Genomic DNA, 19999 nt, shown 5'->3' with positions numbered 1-19999 from the left:
GCCAAACAATACTTGTTCCTTGGTAAAAGATCCAGTAAAAATGAGGAACTCAGCTACAAAGTTCTGTAGGCCCGGCAGGCCTAAGGAGGCTAGTCCCGCAATCATGAAGCCAGCCGCAACTCTCGGCATCTGATGCGCTAATCCGCCAAATTGAGCAATTTCCCGAGTATGGGCTTTGTGGTAAATGTTGCCAACCAAGGCAAAGAATAGGGCGGTCATGATTCCATGGGCAAACATCTGAGTTACAGCACCAGAAATACTCAAGGTATTGAAGGTGGCTACCCCCAACAGAACGTAGCCCATGTGGCTTACGCTGGAGTAACCAACTACAAACTTGAGATCCTTCTGCATCATTGCAATCATGGCGCCATACACCACGTTGACCACGCACAGAACCGCAATCAGGGGAGCCCAATAGTTGATGCCCTCCGGCAATAGAAACGCCCCCACGCGAATTAGACCGTAGGCACCCAATTTCATGAGTACACCGGCGTGAAGCATACTTACCGCCGTGGGAGCGGCCACGTGGCCATCTGGAGACCACAGATGAAACGGCCAAATGGGCACCAGTACACCAAAGCCAAATATGATCAAGAACGATACCCATTTTTGGAAGGCTACCGGGAATTTAACCTGTCCAAGGGTTTGGATATCAAAGGTGTATCTACCCAGCTGTTGACCGGCATAGAGGTAAAGGGCAATAATGCCGATCAAGGCTAGGGCGCTACCAACCAAGAGGTAAAGCGTCAATTTCATGGCTGCATACTCTTTGCGAGTGCTGCCCCAAACCCCAATAAGGATATACATAGGAATTACTGCTACCTCAAAGAAGAAATAGAAGAAAAATAGATCCCGGGAAATAAATACTCCAAATACCCCGGTAACCAGCATCAGGAGAAAGATAAAGAACTCTTTGATGCGGTCATGCATGTCCCAGGAAGCAAAAACTCCCGTGAAGATCACGATGGCTGTCAGCAAAACCAAGGGCAGGCTCATGCCATCGACCCCGGTGGAATAATGGATGCCAAAACTATTGATCCAGGGTATGTCTTCAAGAAACTGCAGCCCGCCGGCTGCCTTGTCATACGTGACATAAGCGACCAGAGCCAGGATCAAGCCAATTCCCGTAGATATGGCGGCAACGATCTTGATCAGCAGTTGCTCCCGCTCAGGTATTAACAGGATTATCAGCAGTCCTACTACCGGCGCTAGGAGAATCAAGCTCAAGATGGGAAAATTCATTGTATCCCTCCTAATGCTGGCCAGGCGATCCATAAAGCAATGATGACGCAGGCGGCAAATATCACCAAGGCGTAATTCTGAAGTTGCCCGGTTTCGGTTAGCCGCAGCTTTCCACCCGATACCTTGGTAAGGTCGCCAATGCCGTCAAATATTCCGTCCACCACGTGGCGATCATGCCAGTTGAAGGCAGCTCCGATACCCAGCACCACTTTAGCAAAAATCCAATGGTAAAGCTCATCGATGTAAAATCCTCGATACAGCAAAGTGTGTAACCCCGCAAACCGCCGGGCCAGTGCTTCATGGGAGATTACCTGCTTATGATAAACCAACCAAGCTAGCAAGATCCCCATTAGCGCTACCAACGTAGAAACAGCCATCACCCCGTAGTTGACAGATGCATGCTCGGCTTCCTGGAAATATATATAGGAAGCAAAGCCATGTTCCACGAATGGAGCGCCAATGAACCCCGATAGCACTGAAAAGACCGCCAATATCACTAGCGGTACCGTCATCACCGCCGGTGATTCATGGGGATGACCAACAAACCTTTCTGGTCCAAAAAAGACTAAGAAGATCAACCTGAACATATAAAAGGCAGTCATAAAGGCTACTAAGGTGCCAATGGCATATAATCCATAGTATCCATGGCTGAAGGCACTCAAAAGAATTTCATCTTTGCTCCAAAAGCCAGCCAAGGGCGGAATCCCGCTCAGTGCTAAGGACCCTATAATCATAGTCCAGGCGGTAACCTTCATGTATTTATAAAGGCCGCCCATCTTAAAGATGTCTTGTTCGTCTAAGGCATGAATGATACTACCAGCACACAAGAAGAGAAGAGCCTTAAAGAAGGCGTGAGTAGTCAGGTGAAACATCCCAGCCGTCAGGCTACCTACTCCCATAGCCATAACCATGTACCCGAGCTGGCTTATAGTCGAGTAGGCCAGAACTCGCTTGCAATCGCGCTGCACCAGGGCAATGCAGGCGGCAAAAAGGGCCGTGAAACCGCCAATGTAAGCGATAGTAGTTATGGCCACATGGGAACTGGCAAAGAGCACATAGCCCCGCGCCAATAGGTAAACACCAGCGGCCACCATAGTGGCGGCGTGGATGAGGGCGCTGACCGGAGTTGGACCCTCCATGGCATCAGGCAGCCATACATGCAAGGGGAACTGAGCCGACTTGGCCAGCGGACCAAGTAAAACCAAAAGCGCAGCTACTGTAAGGATCCCAGTGTTAGCCTGACTGGGTATCGCTGCCGCCAACTCGCGGAAATTAAAAGTGCCAAACATTAGAAACAGCACTAGGAAACCTAGTAGAAACCCAAAATCCCCTACACGATTAACAATGAACGCCTTCTTGCTAGCTTGAGAAGCCGAGGTCTTGTGAAAGTAAAACCCAATCAACAGGTAAGAGCACAAACCTACTAATTCCCAGAAGAAATAAATCATAAAGTAGTTATTGGCAACTACCAATCCCAACATGGAGCTAGCAAATAGGGAGATATAGCTAAAGAACGTGGAGAATCCCGGGTCCCCGTGCATGTAACCTACGGAGTAGATTTCCACCAAAAGGGCCACCGTCGTAACTACCAGAAGCATGACTATGGTCAAAGGGTCGATTAGAAGGCCAGCTTCAACCTTGAACCCCGGAAACCCAAGCCAATTCACAGCGATTTCTAGCGGCTTTTCCAGGCTAACCCCTAGTTTAAAAGCATCGATTGCTACACCTAGGGACACGACAAAAGAGCCAAACATGGCCGCTATAGCCAGCAAAGCGCTTAAAAGTTTCATCGGGCGGGTAACTAGGGCAATGATCACAAAAGCAATGGCCGGAAACAAAGGTATTACCCATGCATGCTCAATCACTGCTTTCACCTCCCTGGGCTACCATTTCAACCAATCAAAATCGTCCACATTGCTGCTGAGCCGATTGCGATAAATATTAATTACGATAGCCAATCCAACTGCTACCTCTACTGCTGCCACTACGATTACAAAGATAGCAAAGACATGACCAGTGAAGTCACTAGGCCTAAGGAAACGGTTTAGTGCTACCAGATTGATGTTTACCGCATTAAGCATCAGTTCAATGCCCATGAGTACAGCCACCGCGTTGCGCTTGGCTACCGCCCCATAGAGGCCGATGCAAAAAAGAGCGGCTGCCAACACCAAATAGTGCTCTAATCCAATCATTGACGATTATCCACCCCTCGCGCCATCAATATAGCTCCCACCATACCTACCAACAAAAGTAGGGCCGCCACTTCAAACGGAACCACATACTTGGTCATCATCGCTTCAGCTACTGGCCCCACTGCACTTGTCACTGGCGACAGCACATACGCCCAGGGTGTCTTGACAAGGGCTAAGGCTAGGACGCCGAAAAAAGCCGCGGTTATCACCATTCCTGTGAGCTTATATTTATTAAAAGGATTGCTATTCCTTAGGTCTCCCCTTCGTGTCAGCATAATGGCAAAAACGATCAGGATAGAGACCGCGCCCGCATAAATTAGAATCTGGATAACCGCTAACAAATCAGCTTCCAAGGCCATGTACAGCACTGCTACGGCCACAAAGCTCAAGATCAACCAATATGCGCTGTAGACGATGTTTCTTTGAGTCACTACCCCCAAAGCTGCAGCCAACGTAACTATGGCCAAAAGCCAAAATACCCATGGAGCTACCAACGCCTGTCCACCTCGCTTTCTACCTTTACTGATCAGCAGCCCCGGAAACTGCCCGTCTGACTAAGTCCACCTTGAGTTGCTTGCGGTCCGACGTAGCCAACTCATACTCCTGGGTAAAATGCAACGCGTCCCGATTACAAGCTTCCACGCACAGACCACAAAAAAGGCAGTAAGCCGAATGCATGATGTAGGCGGTAGTGTGCCGCTTATTGGCTTCATCCCGCTCGCTGACAACCTCAATAACGTGGTTGGGGCATGCGCGCTCGCAGTTCCCACAAGCGTTGCATTTAGAAACATCTAGGGTAAAAAAACCATGAAATCGATCCGGCAGTATTGGACGCTCGTCGGGGTATTGTTGAGTTATGGCCTTGCCAAAAAAGTGCCTAATGGTGATGCCCAATCCTTTTAGTATACCCTGTCCGTACATTCCAATTCACCCGCCTTTAGTGCCAAAGAAGCTGATAAACCTTAATGCCAACGCCAGTAACCAGCACATTTGCTAGCGTAATGGGCAAAAGGAACTTCCAATTCAACTGCATCAGGTGGTCTACTCGGATGCGAGGAAGAGTCCATTTTACCCACATGAAGAGGAAAATCATTACATAGAGCTTAATGAAGAACCATAGCCACGACGGTAACCAAGGCCCGTTCCCCCCGCCAAGAAACAGGGTCACGGCTAAGGCGGAAACAGCCACTAGGTTGCAATACTCGACAAAGTAGAACAGAGCAAATCTCATCCCGCTGTACTCCGTTGTAGGCCCAGCTATAATCTCCTGCTCTCCCTCGGGAAGATCAAAGGGGCCCCGGTTTAGCTCGGCAGTAGCAGCAATAAAGTAGGTGATGAAGGCTACCGGCTGAAGGACAATAAACCACAGCCGGCTCTGGGCCGCCACTATATCCGACAACTTCAACGATCCGGCTAGCATAAGGACGCCCAGCAATGAGAAGACCAACGGTATTTCATAACTTACCATCTGGGAAACGGCCCTCATGCCCCCTAAGAGGGAATACTTGTTGTTGGATCCCCAGCCAGCCATCAAAACAATAACCGTGCCCAGGGAAGCCACCGATATGAAGTAAAATAGGCCAACATCGAGGTCGATGGCTACCATATCCTTCCCAAACGGGATAACCGCAAAAACCATGAAAGCTGGCACAAAAACTAGCAGCGAGGCCAGAATATACAACCAGCGGTCCACATTGCTGGGAATGATATCCTCTTTGCTGAGCAGCTTCAACACATCAGCAACCAGCTGCAGCCACCCATGGGGTCCAACCCGGTTCGGACCTGGGCGTTGCTGCACATAGGCCGCAACCTTTCTTTCCATATAGATGATGAACATAACATTTAGAAGCACAAAGGCAATAATGGCCACCGCGTATATGGCAACCATTAATAAATTAACTAGCCACCCGGGCAGGCCCAAGAAGTTCAACAGGCCATAAATCCACGACGCTATTGCCGTAAAAATGCCTTCCACGAATATCTCCCCTCGTTATTGTTGAAGTACTCTTAACGGTCCACTTCCCCCAACACGATATCTATCGAAGCAAAAGCGGCCACCGCATCCTGTATAGTGCCACCTTTGGCCATCAGAGGAAATAGTCCTAGATTCACAAACGAAGGTCCATGTATGTGCAAACGGTAAGGCTTGTCCGAACCATCGCTTACCAGATAGAATCCGAGTATCCCTTTAGATCCCTCAATCTGGTGATAGACTTCCCCGGGCGGAAGTTTTAGCGACCTCGGTACCTTAGCTTGAATCGGTCCCTCCGGCAGGGCCTCCAATGCCTGCCGAATTATACGCACGCTCTGCCGCATTTCTTGTATACGGACCACAAACCGATCGAAGGTATCGCCCTTGGTTCCTATGGGGACCTCAAAATCAAATCGGTCATATATTCCATATGGGGCTGCCTTTCTGAGATCAAATTGAATCCCCGAAGCCCGGAGATTGGGCCCGGTAAAGCCATATTCAATGGCTGTTTTAGCGTCTACAACTCCCACATTGCGGCAGCGAGCCTGGAAGATTTCATTCCCGGTTAGGAGACCATCATACTCATCGAAACATCGAGGGAGGTCCTCTACCAATCTTTTGGCTGCCGGTATAAATTCTTCAGGAAGATCATCTGCAACCCCGCCAATGCGCATATAACTATTGGTAACCCGAGATCCGCAGGTCATCTCAAACAAATCCAGGATGCGTTCCCTATCTCTGAAGCAGTACATCCAACCAGTTGTACTTGAGAGGTCAAGAGCAAAACTACCAACGAATACCAGATGGCTGGCTATCCGCTGTAGCTCCGCCATAATTACTCGAATATATTCAGCTCGTTCTGGCACCTCAATACCGCCTAGCTTTTCTACGGTCTGTACATAGCCCAGGTTGTTTAGCATGGGAGATAGATAGTCCAAACGGTCAGTATAGGGAATGAATTGCGTATAGGTTCGGCTTTCAGCGATTTTCTCTAAACCACGATGGAGATACCCAATTACGTTCTCGACCTTCTCCACATATTCGCCATCCATGGTAAAAATACCCCGATAAACTCCGTGGGTACTAGGGTGCTGGGGGCCTACGTTGATTTCGATCTCTTGGGTATAAAGTTCTTTCGCTTGGTCGACATCCACTATGGTTCACACTCCCATTCAGCTTATGAGCGCTCAGCCCTCACGAGCTGAAAATCCTTCCGCAAAGCGTGGCCGACGAAATCATCTGGGCACAGGATCCGCACCAGGTGAGGGTGGCCGATGAACTTGATGCCTAGGAGATCGTACACTTCTCGTTCTTGCACCTCGGCCGCTGGCCACACCGAAACTACCGAAGGCAGCTCCGCCCGTGCCTCTGGTATGCGCACTTTAACCCTAAGCTTATCGGCACCAGGAATGGCCATCAGGTGATAAATTACTTCCAGCTCTCCCTGGTAATCGGCTCCAGTCAAGTCAGCCAGTAAGGGAAATTTCGCTTTAAGCTCCTTCATTAAGTCTAACAACACTTCTGGCTGCGCCGTTATGGTAAGCATGTCTTTAGCATCCGCCATTATTTGCACTCGCGGTCCGAATCTGGCTGTCAATTTCTCTAGCAGACTATCATAATCAAGCACGCTTCCTCACCTCGAACAGGCTTTTGCGGCCAGCTACCTTGTCCCGAAGCTCTATTAATCCATGGGCCAAAGCCTCAGGCCGGGGCGGGCAACCGGGCACATACATATCAACGGGAACCAAACTATCTACCCCTGGCACCACATTGTACGAGTCCACAAAAGGCCCGCCGGAAATCGCACAACTGCCCATCGCCAAGACATACTTAGGTTCAGGCATCTGCTCATAAATGCGGACCAGCAGGGGTGCCATTTTTTTGGTGACCGTACCGGCAACAATCATTAAATCGGCATGGCGAGGCGAGGGGCGAAACACCTCATACCCAAAACGGGATAGATCATACCTAGCCGAGTTAGCCGCCATCATCTCAATAGCACAGCAGGCCAAGCCAAAAGTAAGAGGCCAAAACGACCGGGAGCGGCTAAAATCAAGTACAGCCTCAACGGTTGTCAAGATTATATTACCTTTGGGCTCCTTTACTTCCATTCCAATGCTCCCTCCTTCCAGGCATACCATAAACCAATTACCAGTATGCCAATAAAGATAAACATCTCCACAAAAGCAAACCAAGGTAAAACCTGAAACTTAACTGCCCACGGATATAAGAAAACTGTCTCCACATCGAACAACAGAAAAATAAGAGCGTAAAGAAAATAGCTGGCCTTAAACTGTACCCAGGTTGGACCTTGAGGCTCAGGCCCGCATTCATAAGTAGTAAGCTTGAGCGGCGTAGGATGCTTCGGGCGAAGCAAGCGCGCTACTCCCAATGCCAACCCTGCAAAACCTAAGCCACCGATAAGGAATATCACGAGACTGGAAAACTCTACAAGCACGTCCATCCTCCTCCAACAGAAAACATGTCTTTCCGGCTGGGTCCTTGGTCTTCCGCTCCGCCCAGCACTCAACCGTTGGTTCATTATCATATGGCAAAGCCCTGGCTATCTGACCCGGGCGAACTCCCCGCCCAAGTCCCTGAGTTGAGTGCTGGGTCACTTCTGGACCACCGCTGCGGCGTCCCCTACTAGGTTTTTGCCCTCCAAAGTTGTACGGCTTGCCGCATGGGGCACTCCCCTTCGATGAACAGCCGGCAGTTACTACTAATGCCCATAGCGCCTTGCTGCCCACCTATAGCGCCCCATTTCATAATGGCTGGGCTCTTAATAAATTACCCCGCTACGGCGACCCGGAAGGTTGTCCGATGAAGGGGGCTTAATCCCAACCTATGTATAGCATCCAGGTGTTGCGGGGTAGCATACCCTTTATGTTGAGCTAATCCATAACCCGGGTATATTCTATCATACCAACGCATTAAATCATCTCGAAAAACCTTAGCCAAGATGGAGGCAGCAGCAATGCAAGCTACATGCGCATCTCCCTTGACTACCGAACGGCTGAGCACATTCCCCGATGGCACCTCAGTCCCGTCTATCAAAACATAGTCCGGCTGCACAGCCAAACGCTCTAGCGCCATAGCCATAGCTGCCAGACTAGCCTTGCGGATGTTCATTTTATCAATCTCAGCTGCTCCGACCATTCCAACGCTCCATGCTCTGGCATGTCGCCGAATAAGCACGCTTGCCTCTTGGCGCTTGCTCGGGCTTAGCTTCTTTGAGTCTTCCAGCAGCTCAACAGGAGTCCAGGGATCTAGCACCACTGCCGCAGCCACTACTGGGCCGGCAATTGGTCCCCGACCTGCCTCGTCAACTCCTGCTATCAATCGATGACCTAAGGCATATAACTCCTTTTCGGTCTTAGACCACCCTAACATCAGCGAGCTTCTTTCTTTGCCAAGCTGATACATTCGTCGCTACTCTAAAGGTAGTACTTCTTCCTTGAGGCCCAAAATCCTCTATACCAGTTGACTGAAAAAATACCTAGGGCTAATGCAACCACCTTAGGCGGTCCAAAGGCCAAAAAATCAGCACCGCTTTTCCGATCAAATAGCGATCGGGCAGACAACCCCAGACCCGACTATCATCGCTATCAGGTCGATTGTCGCCCATGACGAAAAACGATCCTTGAGGTACCCTGATGGGTCCATAGTTAGGGTATGAGAGCTGCGAGGGCAAATAGCTTTCCTCTAAGGGACGACCATTTATATATACCCTACTGTTACGAACCTCTACCGTTTCCCCCGGTAGACCAATAATCCGCTTAACAAAATCACGAGAAGGATCTACAGGGTATCGAAAAACTACTATATCCCCCCGCTGAGGAACTGCAAAATGATAGAGGATCTTGTTAACAATAATCCGATCCCCTGGCTCCAGGGCTGGTTCCATGGAGGAGGAGGGAATATAGAAAGGCGTAAACAGGAAAAGCCTTATTATCGCCGCTAACACGGCGGCAATAACCAATACTTCCAGGAAATCGATTATTGTCGATCGCCTTTCGTTCTCTTTGGAAACCTGTTCCTCTTGAGCGCCAATTGATCTATTCATTTCATTATCGCCTTTCGGCTACGCGAGCCGCCTTCCCTATCCTTTCCCGTAAATAATACAACCTAGCCCGCCTAGCACGCCCGCGCCTTACTACTTCTATCCGTTCGATGCGCGGAGAGTGCAAAAGGAAAGTACGCTCTACTCCTACGCCATAAGAAACCCTTCTAACTGTAAAGGTCTCATCCAATCCTTTGCCTCTCCTGCGAATTACAGTACCTTCGAAAGGTTGGATGCGTTCCCGGTTTCCCTCAACTACCTTAACATGCACTCGCACTGTGTCCCCAATTTGAAACTGGGGCAGTTCCTCTTTGGCATTTCTTTTAGCTTCCTGGTATAACATTTCTCTCCAGTCCAACTTTTTTACCTCCCGCAAGATTAAGCATCACTCTCAGCTAGCGCCTCAGCCAAAAGTTTTTCGTCTTCTGAACTCAGTTTAATCTTAGCCAAAAGGTCCGGCCGCTTCATGTATGTTCGTAATAGCGATTGTTTTCTCCTCCACTTGGCAATCTCTGCATGGTTGCCCGAAAGTAGTATGTCCGGAACCTTATACCCGCGAAAATCGTAAGGGCGGGTATATTGGGGATACTCCAAAATACCTCGGCTAAATGAGTCATCGCAGGCAGAAGCTGGCGAACCTAATACCCCTGGCAGCAATCGTACCACTGCATCAATTACAACTAGGGCAGGGATTTCGCCACCGGTTAAAACATAATCCCCAATGGATAAATCTTCATCAGCTAAGAACTCGCGGACTCGTTCATCCACTCCTTCATAATGCCCGCAAATCAGCACTAGGTGCGATAACCTAGACAATTCCCAGGCCTTGGCCTGGGTGAACAGGCTCCCCTGAGGACTTAGCAAGATGATCTTGGTGCCCTCTTTCCCTCCAGCTTCCTCTAGTACCTTTTCAGCCGCCAGGAAAATCGGTTCCGCCTGCATCACCATCCCCTGGCCGCCGCCATACGGGTAATCATCAACCGCCCGATGCTTGTTGAAGGCAAAATTCCTAATATCCACAGCGTTAAAGGAAACCAACCCTTTCTGTTGGGCTCGGCCAAGAATGCTATAGGAGAGAGATTGCACCAACATCTCGGGAAAAATGGTCAGAACGTCGATACGCATATATGATTCCCCGTCTCCAACCTGGTCACTCACCTAAACCGGCTGGCGGGCTAACGATCATGCGGCCATCAACTAAGTCAATCTTCTTGACCACACTCTTCAAAGCCGGCAATAAGATTTCGCGCCCTGATCTAGAGCGAACAGCCAATACATCATTGCCCCCAGTCTTAATGATCTCACCAACCCTTCCCAGGTATTCCCCCCGGGCAGTGTATACATGCAAACCCTGCAGCTCGAAAATATAGAAGGAGCCTTCTGGCAACGGGTAAACGTCAGCTATTTCTACCTCTAAAACAGCCCCTCGAAGGGGAGCTGCTTCTTCTTTAGTATTCACACCCTCCAAACTCAAGAGTATCGAGCTACTTTGGAACCGAACCCCACGTACCCTCGCCCGGATTGTTGGTTTTCCAACCGGCCTTACCCATACTTCCCTTAGCACTTGAAAGCGTTCCGGGTAATCGGTCCATGGTTCGATGCGCATTTCCCCGCTATAGCCGTAGGTAGTAATTACCCTACCGATAGCTACGCGCTTGGGTCGGCCCACTATCAATCCGCCTTTACTGAACTATTTCTACTACGACTTTCTTACCATCACGCGCTCCAGCCGCTTTGATTACTGTCCGGAGAGCGTTAGCAATCCTTCCTTGTTTGCCAATTACCTTTCCCATATCCTCAGGCGCAACCCTCAGTTCTAGGATTACCGATCTTTCGCCCTGAACTTCCTTTACCTCCACCGCTTCCGGATGATCTACCAACGCGCTAGCCAGAAACTTGAGCAGTTCCTGCATTATGCACCTCTCCCGGGCGATATATTAATTCCGGCCCTCCTTAAAAGCGATTTTACCGATTCGGTGGGTTGAGCGCCACATGCCATCCACTTGGCTACCTTGTCTTTATCAATCTCAATAGCCGCGGGATCGCGAAGCGGATCATAATAACCCAGTTCTTCGATAAAACGTCCATCGCGAGGCGAACGAGAATCCGCCACAATTACTCGATAAAAGGGCTTTTTCTTACCACCCATCCGCCTAAGCCTAATCTTAGTTGCCAGTTGAAACGACCTCCTCCGAGACTCAATCATGATAATCTATCTATCATTTAAAGCTAAAAAGGCTACCCAACCCTGGACGCACTTTCCCCTTTTTGCCCACCATCCCCCCCAGCTGCCTGGCCAGCCTTTGGGCTTGCTCAAATTGCTTGAGGAGACGATTGACATCAGAAACCTGGGTACCGCTCCCTCTGGCAATCCGCTTTTTTCGACTACCATTGATTATAGCAGGATTACGCCTTTCCTGCACAGTCATAGACTGGACAATGGCCTCGATGCGTTTCAGCTCTCTTTCATCAACTACCAGCTTGTCGGCACCTTTAAGTTTGAGACCTGGAATTAGATTTACCAATTCGCTCACGGGCCCCATCGATTTTACTTGTTGCAATTGCTCCAAAAAGTCTTCCAAGGTGAATTGTTCCCGAAGAATCTTGCGCTCGAGTTCCTTTGCCCTTTCCTCATTAAAAGCCTCCTGGGCTTTCTCGATGAGCGTTAGCACATCGCCCATGCCAAGAATGCGCGATGCCATCCGATCGGGATGGAAATACTCTAACGCTTCCAGCTTCTCCCCCATCCCCGCAAACTTGATCGGACAGCCAGTTACGGCAGTAACCGATAACGCTGCCCCTCCCCTGGCATCTCCGTCCAGCTTGGTGAGAATTACGCCAGTAAGGCCTAATCGCTGATTAAACGATGTGGCCACTTTCACCGCATCTTGGCCAGTAGTAGCATCAACTACCAAAAGGATTTCGTTGGGGTGGGAGACCGAACGGATCTCCTCCAACTCAGCCATTAGCTCTTCATCTATGTGCAGGCGTCCAGCCGTGTCTATCACTACCACATCTAGCCCACCACGTTTGGCATGGGCCACCGAGGCAAGGGCTATGTCGCGAGGGTTTTGTCCTCCTAAGCTAAATACGGGTACCCCGATCTGCTGACCTAGAATCTCCAACTGCCGAATAGCCGCCGGCCGGTAGACATCCGCCGCCACCAGCAAGGGCTTTCGCCCTTCTTTCTTGAGGTGCAGAGCTAGTTTGGCCGCCGAAGTAGTCTTTCCTGAGCCCTGGAGCCCCACCAACGCAATGACAGTAGGGGGGCTTGGGGCATAGTTGAGCCGCTTTGCCCCACCCCCCATAAGGGAAGTAAGCTCCTCGTAGACTATCTTGATTACCTGCTGTCCAGGAGTTAGGCTAGCCATGACCTCTTCTCCTACAGCCCTCTGGCTGACTTGAGCAACGAAGTCTTTGACCACCTTAAAATTGACATCGGCTTCCAGCAGAGCCAAGCGAATCTCTCGCATGGCTTCATTTACATCAGCTTCGCTTAGCTTGCCCTTGCGGCGAAGCTTCCTGAAGGCTTCTTGTAACCGACTACCAAGATTCTCAAATAGAGCCATATGCACTCCCCCTGGCCCATTTAGAGGCCTAACCCAGCAAGGCGACTGACTAGCCTAGCGTCAACAACGAGATTGTACTAATAAACCCCGGTAGCGTCAACCATGCGCTTACGAACCTGTTGGGCGTGCCAGAAGACTTCCTCCTCGTCGATAGTGGTCAAGGATCGCCCTTGCATTACTACCTGCCCGTCAACTATGGTAGTATCAACATCCGACCCTCTGGCTGTATAGATAAGGTGAGATACTAAGCTGTGGCGAGGATAAAAGTGGGGTTGATCAATATTAAGTAGCACCAAGTCCGCACGGTAGCCCGGCTTAATAAGACCTATTTCTCCCCCCAGGCCTAGGGCTTTAGCCCCGTTGATAGTCAATAAATCCAGGGATTGTTCTGCCGGAAGCACTCGGGCATCCCCAACGCTGACTTTTTGAAGCAAGGCCGCAACCCTAGCTTCTTCTAGAAGATCCAGACTATTATTGCTGCCAGCGCCATCAGTACCTAGAGCAACATTGATCTTCCGCTCGAGGAGAGTTGCAACTGGACAGATACCCGAAGCTAGCTTCATATTGCTCTTGGGGTTGTGGACCACATGGACATTTGGTTTAGCTGCCAATAAATTCAGGTCGTTACCCGCCAGATGCACGCAATGGGCCGCCAATAATGGAAGGTCCAGCAGGCCAACTTCCTCGAGCACCGCCACCGGGCTCTTTCCATAAGACTCCACCGCCGAGTGTACCTCCGCCAAGGTTTCAGCGACATGAACGTGGACACCAACCTGAAGCTCAGCTGCAACTTCGGCTACCTTGGCTAAAAACGAAGGCGGGCAAGTATACAAGGCATGAGGGCCCAACATAACCGAAATTCGCCCATTGGCATCGCCCTTCCAATTCAAAGCAAAGGCTTTAGCTCGCCGCAAGGAAACCCATCCATCCACCAACTTCAAGGCAGTCATGCCCTGCGAAAGGCTGGCCCGAATGCCAGCCTCCGATACAGCTCGGGCTACTTCATCCATAAAAAAATACATATCTGCAAAAGCAGTACAGCCATTTTTGATCATTTCCAGGATGGCCAGCTTACTACCCCAGTATATATCCTCCGGAGTGAGTAGCTCCTCAACCGGCCAAATGCGCTCTTTGAGCCATCGCTCCAGGGTCAAATCGTCGGCAAAGCCCCGAAACAGAGCCATGGCCGCATGGGTATGGGAATTAACAAAGCCCGGGGTCACAAGCTTATTGTAGCCGTCAATTATTTGTTCAGCTTGCCAATCGTGGGGCGGCTGGACAGAGCCTGAGGTGGCAAACCGAATGTAATTTCCCTCAATGCCAATGTTACCTTGCAGTATCTCCCAGGTACCCTGGTTGCGGTTTAGCCAATAGCAATCTTTAATTAAGATCCTTTTCACCCTAACCGATCCTCTCGCCAGCGCTCTCCCCTGGGCGCTTTTGCATTAAACCTGCTAAGCTGACCTCATAGGGAGGCTTGGCCACACCGCGCTCGGTTATGATGGCGGTGATCAGGTGAGCAGGGGTCACATCAAAAGCAGGATTGTAAACCCCTGCCTTGGGAGCGACTAGCAACTTGTTTCCTATCGCCCTTACCTCGCCCTCGTCCCTTTGTTCAATGGTTATATCTTGGCCACAACCGGTGGCCAGGTCAATGGTAGATAGCGGACAGACCACATAAAATGGTAGCTGGTGGTAATGAGCCGCCACTGCCAAGCCATAGGTACCAATTTTATTAGCCACGTCGCCATTGGCAGCCACCCGATCCGCACCTACGATGACCACATCCACCTGCCCCAGCCCCATGAGGTGGCAAGCTGCACCATCAGTAATGACAGTAACTGGAATACCATCCTCGCTTAACTCCCATGCGGTTAACCTTGCGCCTTGTAGCAGAGGCCGAGTTTCATCCGCAAATACGCGCTGAATTTTTCCCTTCCTGAAGCCAGCTCGGATGACCCCCAAGGCGGTCCCGTAGCCCGAAGTTGCTAGCGCCCCAGCATTGCAGTGAGTAAGCACCCGACAACGAGGAGGCAAAAGGTCTGCGCCCAGTTCGCCCATTCTGCGACTAGCCTCAAGGTCTTCTTGCCAGATTCGATTGGCCTCCTGGATCAGCCTACTGGCTAGCTCTTGCCCATCCTGGGCTGTATGTCCTTGCAGAACCTGCCTCATTCGCTCCAGGGACCAAAAGAGATTAACCGCAGTGGGTCGGGTATTAGCCAAAGTAGTAATAGCCTCCTGAATATAGGCCATTTCCTCCTCTCGAGGCCCTGAATAGCCCAGGGCAGCTAGGCAGACCCCGTATGCAGCCACAATGCCAATTAAGGGAGCCCCCCGCACTCTCATATTGACGATGGCCTCGGCAACCTGATCATAGCTACGGCATTCTATCCATTCAACCCGGTCTGGAAGCAAGGTTTGGTCCAGGATCTCCAGGCTTTTTCCTGTCCACCGGATCGGGTCCACTAGTCATCATCTCCTCGGGCACAAAGAGCTTGGCCAAATAGAGCAGGAGAAAAATCCTCTAGGTCCTCCGGCTTCTCGCCCAAACCAACCAATTTGACCGGTATCCCCAAATCTTGAGCGATGGCCAACACCACTCCTCCTTTGGCAGTACCGTCCAGTTTGCTCAATACGATCCCGGTCAAATCTAAAGCCTGATGAAAAACTTGAGCTTGGGCAATACCATTCTGTCCGGTAGTAGCATCGAGTACCATCAAGGTCTCAACCGGCTGTCCAGGGGCTTCCCGAGCTATGACCCTCTTAATTTTCTTAAGCTCTTCCATCAGTCCAGCCCGATTATGGAACCTGCCAGCAGTGTCCACAATGACCACATCTATCCCCCGCGACTTAGCCGCCTGTAAACCGTCGTAGACAATTGCCGCCGGATCTGATCCTGGAGCACCTTTGATCAGCCCGGCGTTGACTCGGCGGGCCCAAGCTTCAAGTTGATCTCCTGCTGCTGCTCGAAAAGTATCGGCAGCAACCAACATTACCTTTCGATTTTGCTGTTTGAATCGGTAGGCCAGCTTGGCCGCAGTAGTAGTTTTCCCGACTCCATTCACACCTACCAATAGAATGACCTGGGGCCCGTTATCCCCCAATTGTAGAGGAAGGTGGTTCGCCGATAAAATAGCAATAATCCGCTCCATCAAGAGTTCCTGGATAGTGTTCAGGTCGGCAGATCGTCCCCTATCTACAAGTTCTTTTCGCAGATAATCTCCAATGGCAGTAGCCGCTTTCACCCCAGTATCAGCTTCAATGAGGATTGCCTCCAAATCATCGATGAAGCTACTATCAACCTTATGACCCCAAGGAAAAATCTTGCTTAGCTTATCACGCAAGCCTCGTCGGCTATTACGCAGGGAAATTTGAAACCGTTCGAGCAGAGCCATCTTTCAATCCTTCCTTCAGTTTTAGCGACAACAGCTTCGAAACTCCAGGGCGTTCCATGGTGACTCCATACAGATAATTGGCTTTCTGCATGGTTGCTTGCCGGTGTGATATTAAGATCAGCTGGATATGATTTGCCATGTCCTGGACCAGACTCAAAAACCTCTCTAGATTGGCCCCATCTAAAGACGAGTCCACCTCGTCTAAGACACAAAACGGGGACTCTTGAACTTGAACCAGGGCCAGCATCAGGGCCAAGGAACATAAGGCCCTCTCTCCTCCTGATAGTAGAAGCAAATTCTGCAACTTCTTGCCAGGAAGTTGTACCAGAATCTCAACACCTGAATTCAGCAAATCATCGGGCCGAGCCCAGCGCAGCTCAGCTTGACCACCGCCCACTAAACGCAGAAAAATCTCTTGGAACTGCTGGTTGATCTGCTTGAAGATAGCTTGAAAGCGTTGCTGCATGTAACAATCTATCTCTCTTACCAGTTCCATGAGCTCGTTCTTGGAGGCGACAATATCGCTTAATTGCACCTGAAGGAACTCAAGGCGCTCAGTCAATCTACGAAGCTGCTCGATACTGCTTTCGTCTACCGGACCCAAAGCCTCGATACTAGCCATGAGGGCGGAAATCTCGCTTTCTAGGTTTTCCGCTGCAGTTATTGGTTCAGAAGCGAGTTCCCCAAGCTGAACTTCGTCAACGTCAAATTGCGAGCACAGGTTACGAACCTCAGCCTGATAAGTAGCTTTGGCTTCTGCTAGCTCTAGGTTTTGCAATTGTAGCCTCTCTCTATGTTTGGCTATCTGGCGCTCAATTTTGGACTTCTGTTGCGATGCTTCCTCATACCACTTCTGGCAGGCGCGCAAGTGCTCCTGCTCTTCTTGCTCCACTTGCACAAGCGATTGTTGCTTCAGGACCAGCTCTTGTAAGTGATCCTGGGCTAGCTTCAACTGCCGACGGTTCCTTTCAAGCGAAGTCTCAGTGGCCTTCAGGCGCGCTGTCCATTCGGACTTCTCCCCCTGCAGGGAACCCCTCTCCTCTTGTAGCTTGGATAGCACCTCGCGACTAGTTCTTAGCCGCTCAGAGATAACTCGCCGCTCGGCCTCTAGTCGTGCCCTCTGGTCAGCTAGCTGCTGATGTTCATGCCGTAGCCTTTCCGTTTCCAACTGGAGATCATTAGCCCGGGCTTGCCAGCCTGCTACTTGTCCTTCCAATTCTTCCAGGCGACCTATAGTCTTATCTATATCTTGTTCTTGTTGCTTTAAGGCCACCATAATCTCACTGGTTTCCAGCCTTTTCTCTTCTAACTTTTGGCTGAGGGGCCTAAGTTCTTCTAGATAGGCTGCCCTTAGGCTTTCAGCCTGCACCAACGCGCTCTCCAAGCTAAGCTTCCGTTTCTCTAAATAGCTTGCTTGCTCCTCCAGCCGCGCTAGCTCTTGTCCCAAAGCCTGGCACGTCTTTTCCTCTGTCCGAACCTTTTCCCTAGCTCGGCTCAGTTCCAAGAGCAGGTGCCGCAGCTCAACCCTTCGGGCCAAAATAGAGCTACTCTTAGCCTTGCTACCCCCGCGGAGGATGCCACCTGGGTAGATTATATCTCCCTCTAAAGTAACCACCTTATAACGATATCCCAGGGTATCCGCCACTTGGTGCGCATCATCAATATCATTAACTACCAAAACATTGTTCAAAACATATTGGCACAATCCCGAAAACCTCGAATCAGTGGTCACCAAATTGCAAGCTAGATCGATGATAGCACCGTGCTCTTTGAGGTCAAAAATGCGGTGATCAACCTTCATTTCTGGTCGCGACGGAATTCTTTCTAAAGGCACAAACGTAGCCCAACCCGACTTGTTAGCCTTTAAGTACTTAATGGCCTGCTTCGCATTTTCAACCGTCTGGGTCACTAAATTCTCGGCTACGTTCCCCAGAGCTGCTCCGATAGCCACCGCATAAGCGGGGTCAACGGTGAGAAGATCAGCCACCGTACCTAGTATTCCCTTGAGAATCCGTTTTTGAGCAGCCTTTAGAACGGCTTGGGTGCCAGAATTGAGGGTGGCCTCTAAACATTTCACCTTGCCCTCCAGGCTTTTAAGCTTGTCCTGCCACACATGCAGGCTTTGATTGGCAACGGAAAGATTATGATCAACCTCTTCGCGCTGTTCCTTCAACCTGGCCAACTGTCCTTCCAATTCATCAAGCTCACCCTTGGTTTGTTCGCATTTTCTTGTCAATTGCTCTACCTTACACCCAAGATCCCGATCCCGCTTTTCAGCCTCTTGAATTTCAATTCTCAGTTTGGACAGCCGAGAGGCAAGAAAACTTTTTCTCTGTTCTGCTTGAGCTACTGAGTGCCGAACTTGCGCACGCTGGTTGGAGGCTTCGATCAACTCCGAGGTTACGTTCCTGGCCTCACTTTCTGATTGCTTCAGTTCAGCTTCAACCTCAGCCAACCTAGCCAAGCAGGATGTCTCTTCCTTGGCAACTTCTGCCCCCCTCTGCTCCAGCTCCCGCATTTGGGCTTCGGTGCCTGCAATTTCCGCTTCTATTTCTAGCAGGCGCCGTTCCAAGCCTTGGTAGGTCCGGTCCTGCTCCTTAAGAAATCTTTCCTCAGCCTCAGCCGAACCGGAGAGCTCGCGAATTTTGCTCTTGACCCTCTCTATCTCGCCCTCAAGCTGGCGTACCCTTTCGCCAGTCTGCAAACAAGCTTTCTCTGCCGCAGCCAGTTCTTGTTTTCGCTTGTCGTGCTCCTCGGCAGCCAAAGCTAACTCTAACTCAGCTTGTTTGAGCTTAGAGGTTTGGTCCCTAGCCTTTTTTTCAAGGTCTTCTACGGTTGCCTTCAGCTTAGCCAATCGGGTAGCTCCAAGCAACAACCGCTTTTGAGCCAGCTCGGCCCGCAGGGACCTGTACTCCATAGCCACCTTGGCTTCCCGACGCAAAGGCTCTGCCTGACCGCTCAACTCGGAGATAACGTCGCGGAGTCGAACTTCATTGGCGTTAACCTGATCTAGCTCCCTTAGGGCAGTCTCTTTGCGTTTTTTATGTTTATATATGCCAGCTGCCACTTCCAATAAAAGGCGTCGGTCCTCAGGTTTTGCCCCGAGGACCTCATCAACCTTTCCCTGGGTTATGATGCTAAACCCATCTTTGCTTATGCCTACGTCCCACAATAATTCTTGGATTTCCCTTAGGTGTACCCTTTTCTGGTTGATAAAGTATTCGCTTTCCCCAGATCGGTAAAGCCTACGGGTTATGGCAATTTCCTCAGGATAAGATTGCTCCGCACCACATCGTCTCACTTCCCCTTCTAAGACGGCAGTAACCTCAGCCATCCCTGTGGCCCGAGAATCGCTGCTACCTGCGAACAGTAGATCTTCCATTTTGTCTCCACGCATGCTCCGGGCTGATTGTTCACCTAAAACCCATCGTAAAGCGTCCACCAAATTGCTCTTCCCGCTGCCGTTGGGACCAACTATCACGGTTATGCCAGGATCGAACTCAATGACTACCCGGTTTCGAAAAGACTTAAATCCTAAGACCTCGAGACGACGTAGGTACAAGACA

Annotated in this window: 22 protein-coding genes; all 22 read right to left on the bottom strand. The window is 50.4% G+C overall.

The annotated features are described in order from the left end of the window. Positions 1 to 1242, bottom strand: a 1242-nt coding sequence (locus H5U02_04880) for an NADH-quinone oxidoreductase subunit M (protein MBC7341768.1), incomplete at its 3' end; no start/stop codon positions are given. Then, a complete protein-coding gene (gene nuoL / locus H5U02_04875) occupies positions 1239 to 3107 on the bottom strand; it encodes an NADH-quinone oxidoreductase subunit L (GenBank protein ID MBC7341767.1) in 1869 nt (622 codons plus the stop codon). The genes nuoL and H5U02_04880, both read right to left, overlap by 4 nt. Positions 3108 to 3125: 18 nt before the next feature. Further along, entirely contained in the window at positions 3126 to 3431 is a 306-nt protein-coding gene (gene nuoK, locus H5U02_04870; GenBank protein MBC7341766.1) for an NADH-quinone oxidoreductase subunit NuoK, read from the bottom strand. Next, positions 3431 to 3928: an NADH-quinone oxidoreductase subunit J gene (locus tag H5U02_04865; GenBank protein MBC7341765.1), complete on the bottom strand. Its 498-nt coding sequence runs from the start codon at positions 3926 to 3928 to the stop codon at positions 3431 to 3433. The genes nuoK and H5U02_04865 overlap by 1 nt, the downstream gene beginning before the upstream one ends. 25 nt (positions 3929 to 3953) lie before the next feature. Beyond that, complete coding sequence (locus H5U02_04860) at positions 3954 to 4355, bottom strand: NADH-quinone oxidoreductase subunit I (protein MBC7341764.1); 402 nt, start codon at positions 4353 to 4355, stop codon at positions 3954 to 3956. Between the two features lie 16 nt (positions 4356 to 4371). Next, positions 4372 to 5409 (bottom strand): NADH-quinone oxidoreductase subunit NuoH, encoded by a 1038-nt coding sequence (nuoH, locus tag H5U02_04855; protein MBC7341763.1) that lies wholly within the window; start codon positions 5407 to 5409, stop codon positions 4372 to 4374. Between the two features lie 32 nt (positions 5410 to 5441). Continuing rightward, positions 5442 to 6560: an NADH-quinone oxidoreductase subunit D gene (locus H5U02_04850; GenBank protein MBC7341762.1), complete on the bottom strand. Its 1119-nt coding sequence runs from the start codon at positions 6558 to 6560 to the stop codon at positions 5442 to 5444. Between the two features lie 23 nt (positions 6561 to 6583). Beyond that, positions 6584 to 7033, bottom strand: coding sequence for an NADH-quinone oxidoreductase subunit C (locus tag H5U02_04845; GenBank protein MBC7341761.1), 450 nt, complete (start codon positions 7031 to 7033; stop codon positions 6584 to 6586). Next, positions 7026 to 7547 carry an NADH-quinone oxidoreductase subunit B gene (locus H5U02_04840; GenBank protein MBC7341760.1) on the bottom strand — a complete coding sequence of 174 codons (522 nt, stop codon included), beginning with the start codon at positions 7545 to 7547 and terminating at the stop codon, positions 7026 to 7028. Before H5U02_04840 ends, H5U02_04845 begins: the two co-directional genes overlap by 8 nt. Beyond that, entirely contained in the window at positions 7508 to 7870 is a 363-nt protein-coding gene (locus H5U02_04835) for an NADH-quinone oxidoreductase subunit A (GenBank protein ID MBC7341759.1), read from the bottom strand. The genes H5U02_04840 and H5U02_04835 overlap by 40 nt, the downstream gene beginning before the upstream one ends. A 326-nt stretch (positions 7871 to 8196) precedes the next feature. After that, entirely contained in the window at positions 8197 to 8799 is a 603-nt protein-coding gene (locus H5U02_04830) for a ribonuclease HII (GenBank protein ID MBC7341758.1), read from the bottom strand. Positions 8800 to 8911: 112 nt separating this feature from the next. Continuing rightward, entirely contained in the window at positions 8912 to 9472 is a 561-nt protein-coding gene (gene lepB, locus H5U02_04825) for a signal peptidase I (GenBank protein ID MBC7341757.1), read from the bottom strand. 4 nt (positions 9473 to 9476) lie between these two features. Further along, positions 9477 to 9812 carry a 50S ribosomal protein L19 gene (gene rplS / locus H5U02_04820; protein MBC7341756.1) on the bottom strand — a complete coding sequence of 112 codons (336 nt, stop codon included), beginning with the start codon at positions 9810 to 9812 and terminating at the stop codon, positions 9477 to 9479. Positions 9813 to 9847: 35 nt separating this feature from the next. Further along, positions 9848 to 10594 carry a tRNA (guanosine(37)-N1)-methyltransferase TrmD gene (gene trmD, locus H5U02_04815; protein MBC7341755.1) on the bottom strand — a complete coding sequence of 249 codons (747 nt, stop codon included), beginning with the start codon at positions 10592 to 10594 and terminating at the stop codon, positions 9848 to 9850. Between the two features lie 25 nt (positions 10595 to 10619). Beyond that, entirely contained in the window at positions 10620 to 11138 is a 519-nt protein-coding gene (rimM, locus tag H5U02_04810) for a 16S rRNA processing protein RimM (protein ID MBC7341754.1), read from the bottom strand. Positions 11139 to 11151: 13 nt separating this feature from the next. After that, positions 11152 to 11382 carry a KH domain-containing protein gene (locus H5U02_04805; protein ID MBC7341753.1) on the bottom strand — a complete coding sequence of 77 codons (231 nt, stop codon included), beginning with the start codon at positions 11380 to 11382 and terminating at the stop codon, positions 11152 to 11154. Next, positions 11382 to 11645 carry a 30S ribosomal protein S16 gene (gene rpsP, locus H5U02_04800; protein ID MBC7341752.1) on the bottom strand — a complete coding sequence of 88 codons (264 nt, stop codon included), beginning with the start codon at positions 11643 to 11645 and terminating at the stop codon, positions 11382 to 11384. The genes H5U02_04805 and rpsP overlap by 1 nt, the downstream gene beginning before the upstream one ends. 43 nt (positions 11646 to 11688) lie before the next feature. Beyond that, positions 11689 to 13038, bottom strand: coding sequence for a signal recognition particle protein (gene ffh / locus H5U02_04795; protein MBC7341751.1), 1350 nt, complete (start codon positions 13036 to 13038; stop codon positions 11689 to 11691). A 77-nt stretch (positions 13039 to 13115) separates the two neighbouring features. Then, on the bottom strand, positions 13116 to 14423 hold the full coding sequence (locus H5U02_04790; GenBank protein MBC7341750.1) for an amidohydrolase family protein: 1308 nt from the start codon (positions 14421 to 14423) through the stop codon (positions 13116 to 13118). A 16-nt stretch (positions 14424 to 14439) separates the two neighbouring features. Further along, on the bottom strand, positions 14440 to 15504 hold the full coding sequence (mtnA, locus tag H5U02_04785; protein MBC7341749.1) for an S-methyl-5-thioribose-1-phosphate isomerase: 1065 nt from the start codon (positions 15502 to 15504) through the stop codon (positions 14440 to 14442). Further along, positions 15504 to 16433: a signal recognition particle-docking protein FtsY gene (gene ftsY / locus H5U02_04780; GenBank protein ID MBC7341748.1), complete on the bottom strand. Its 930-nt coding sequence runs from the start codon at positions 16431 to 16433 to the stop codon at positions 15504 to 15506. The genes mtnA and ftsY overlap by 1 nt, the downstream gene beginning before the upstream one ends. After that, the gene (smc, locus tag H5U02_04775; protein MBC7341747.1) at positions 16396 to 19995 is read right to left on the bottom strand and encodes a chromosome segregation protein SMC; all 3600 of its coding nucleotides are present in this window, start codon (positions 19993 to 19995) and stop codon (positions 16396 to 16398) included. Before smc ends, ftsY begins: the two co-directional genes overlap by 38 nt. Between the last annotated feature and the right edge of the window lie 4 nt (positions 19996 to 19999).

The sequence above is a fragment of the Clostridia bacterium genome (assembly GCA_014360065.1).
Taxonomy (GTDB): Bacteria; Bacillota; DSM-521; order Neomoorellales; family JACIYF01; genus JACIYF01.
Note: the sequence above shows the minus strand (reverse complement) of the source record. Positions and strands in the feature narration are given on the sequence as shown.

Excerpts from the sequence above, each read along its gene's own strand:
- H5U02_04860 (MBC7341764.1), bottom strand. The coding sequence starts at position 4,355 with ATGTACGGACAGGGTATACTAAAAGGATTGGGCATCACCATTAGGCAC.
- H5U02_04840 (MBC7341760.1), bottom strand. The coding sequence starts at position 7,547 with ATGGTATGCCTGGAAGGAGGGAGCATTGGAATGGAAGTAAAGGAGCCC.
- H5U02_04835 (MBC7341759.1), bottom strand. The coding sequence starts at position 7,870 with ATGGACGTGCTTGTAGAGTTTTCCAGTCTCGTGATATTCCTTATCGGT.
- H5U02_04830 (MBC7341758.1), bottom strand. The coding sequence starts at position 8,799 with ATGTTAGGGTGGTCTAAGACCGAAAAGGAGTTATATGCCTTAGGTCAT.
- lepB (MBC7341757.1), bottom strand. The coding sequence starts at position 9,472 with ATGAATAGATCAATTGGCGCTCAAGAGGAACAGGTTTCCAAAGAGAAC.
- rplS (MBC7341756.1), bottom strand. The coding sequence starts at position 9,812 with ATGTTATACCAGGAAGCTAAAAGAAATGCCAAAGAGGAACTGCCCCAG.
- trmD (MBC7341755.1), bottom strand. The coding sequence starts at position 10,594 with ATGCGTATCGACGTTCTGACCATTTTTCCCGAGATGTTGGTGCAATCT.
- H5U02_04805 (MBC7341753.1), bottom strand. The coding sequence starts at position 11,382 with ATGCAGGAACTGCTCAAGTTTCTGGCTAGCGCGTTGGTAGATCATCCG.
- ffh (MBC7341751.1), bottom strand. The coding sequence starts at position 13,038 with ATGGCTCTATTTGAGAATCTTGGTAGTCGGTTACAAGAAGCCTTCAGG.
- ftsY (MBC7341748.1), bottom strand. The coding sequence starts at position 16,433 with ATGGCTCTGCTCGAACGGTTTCAAATTTCCCTGCGTAATAGCCGACGA.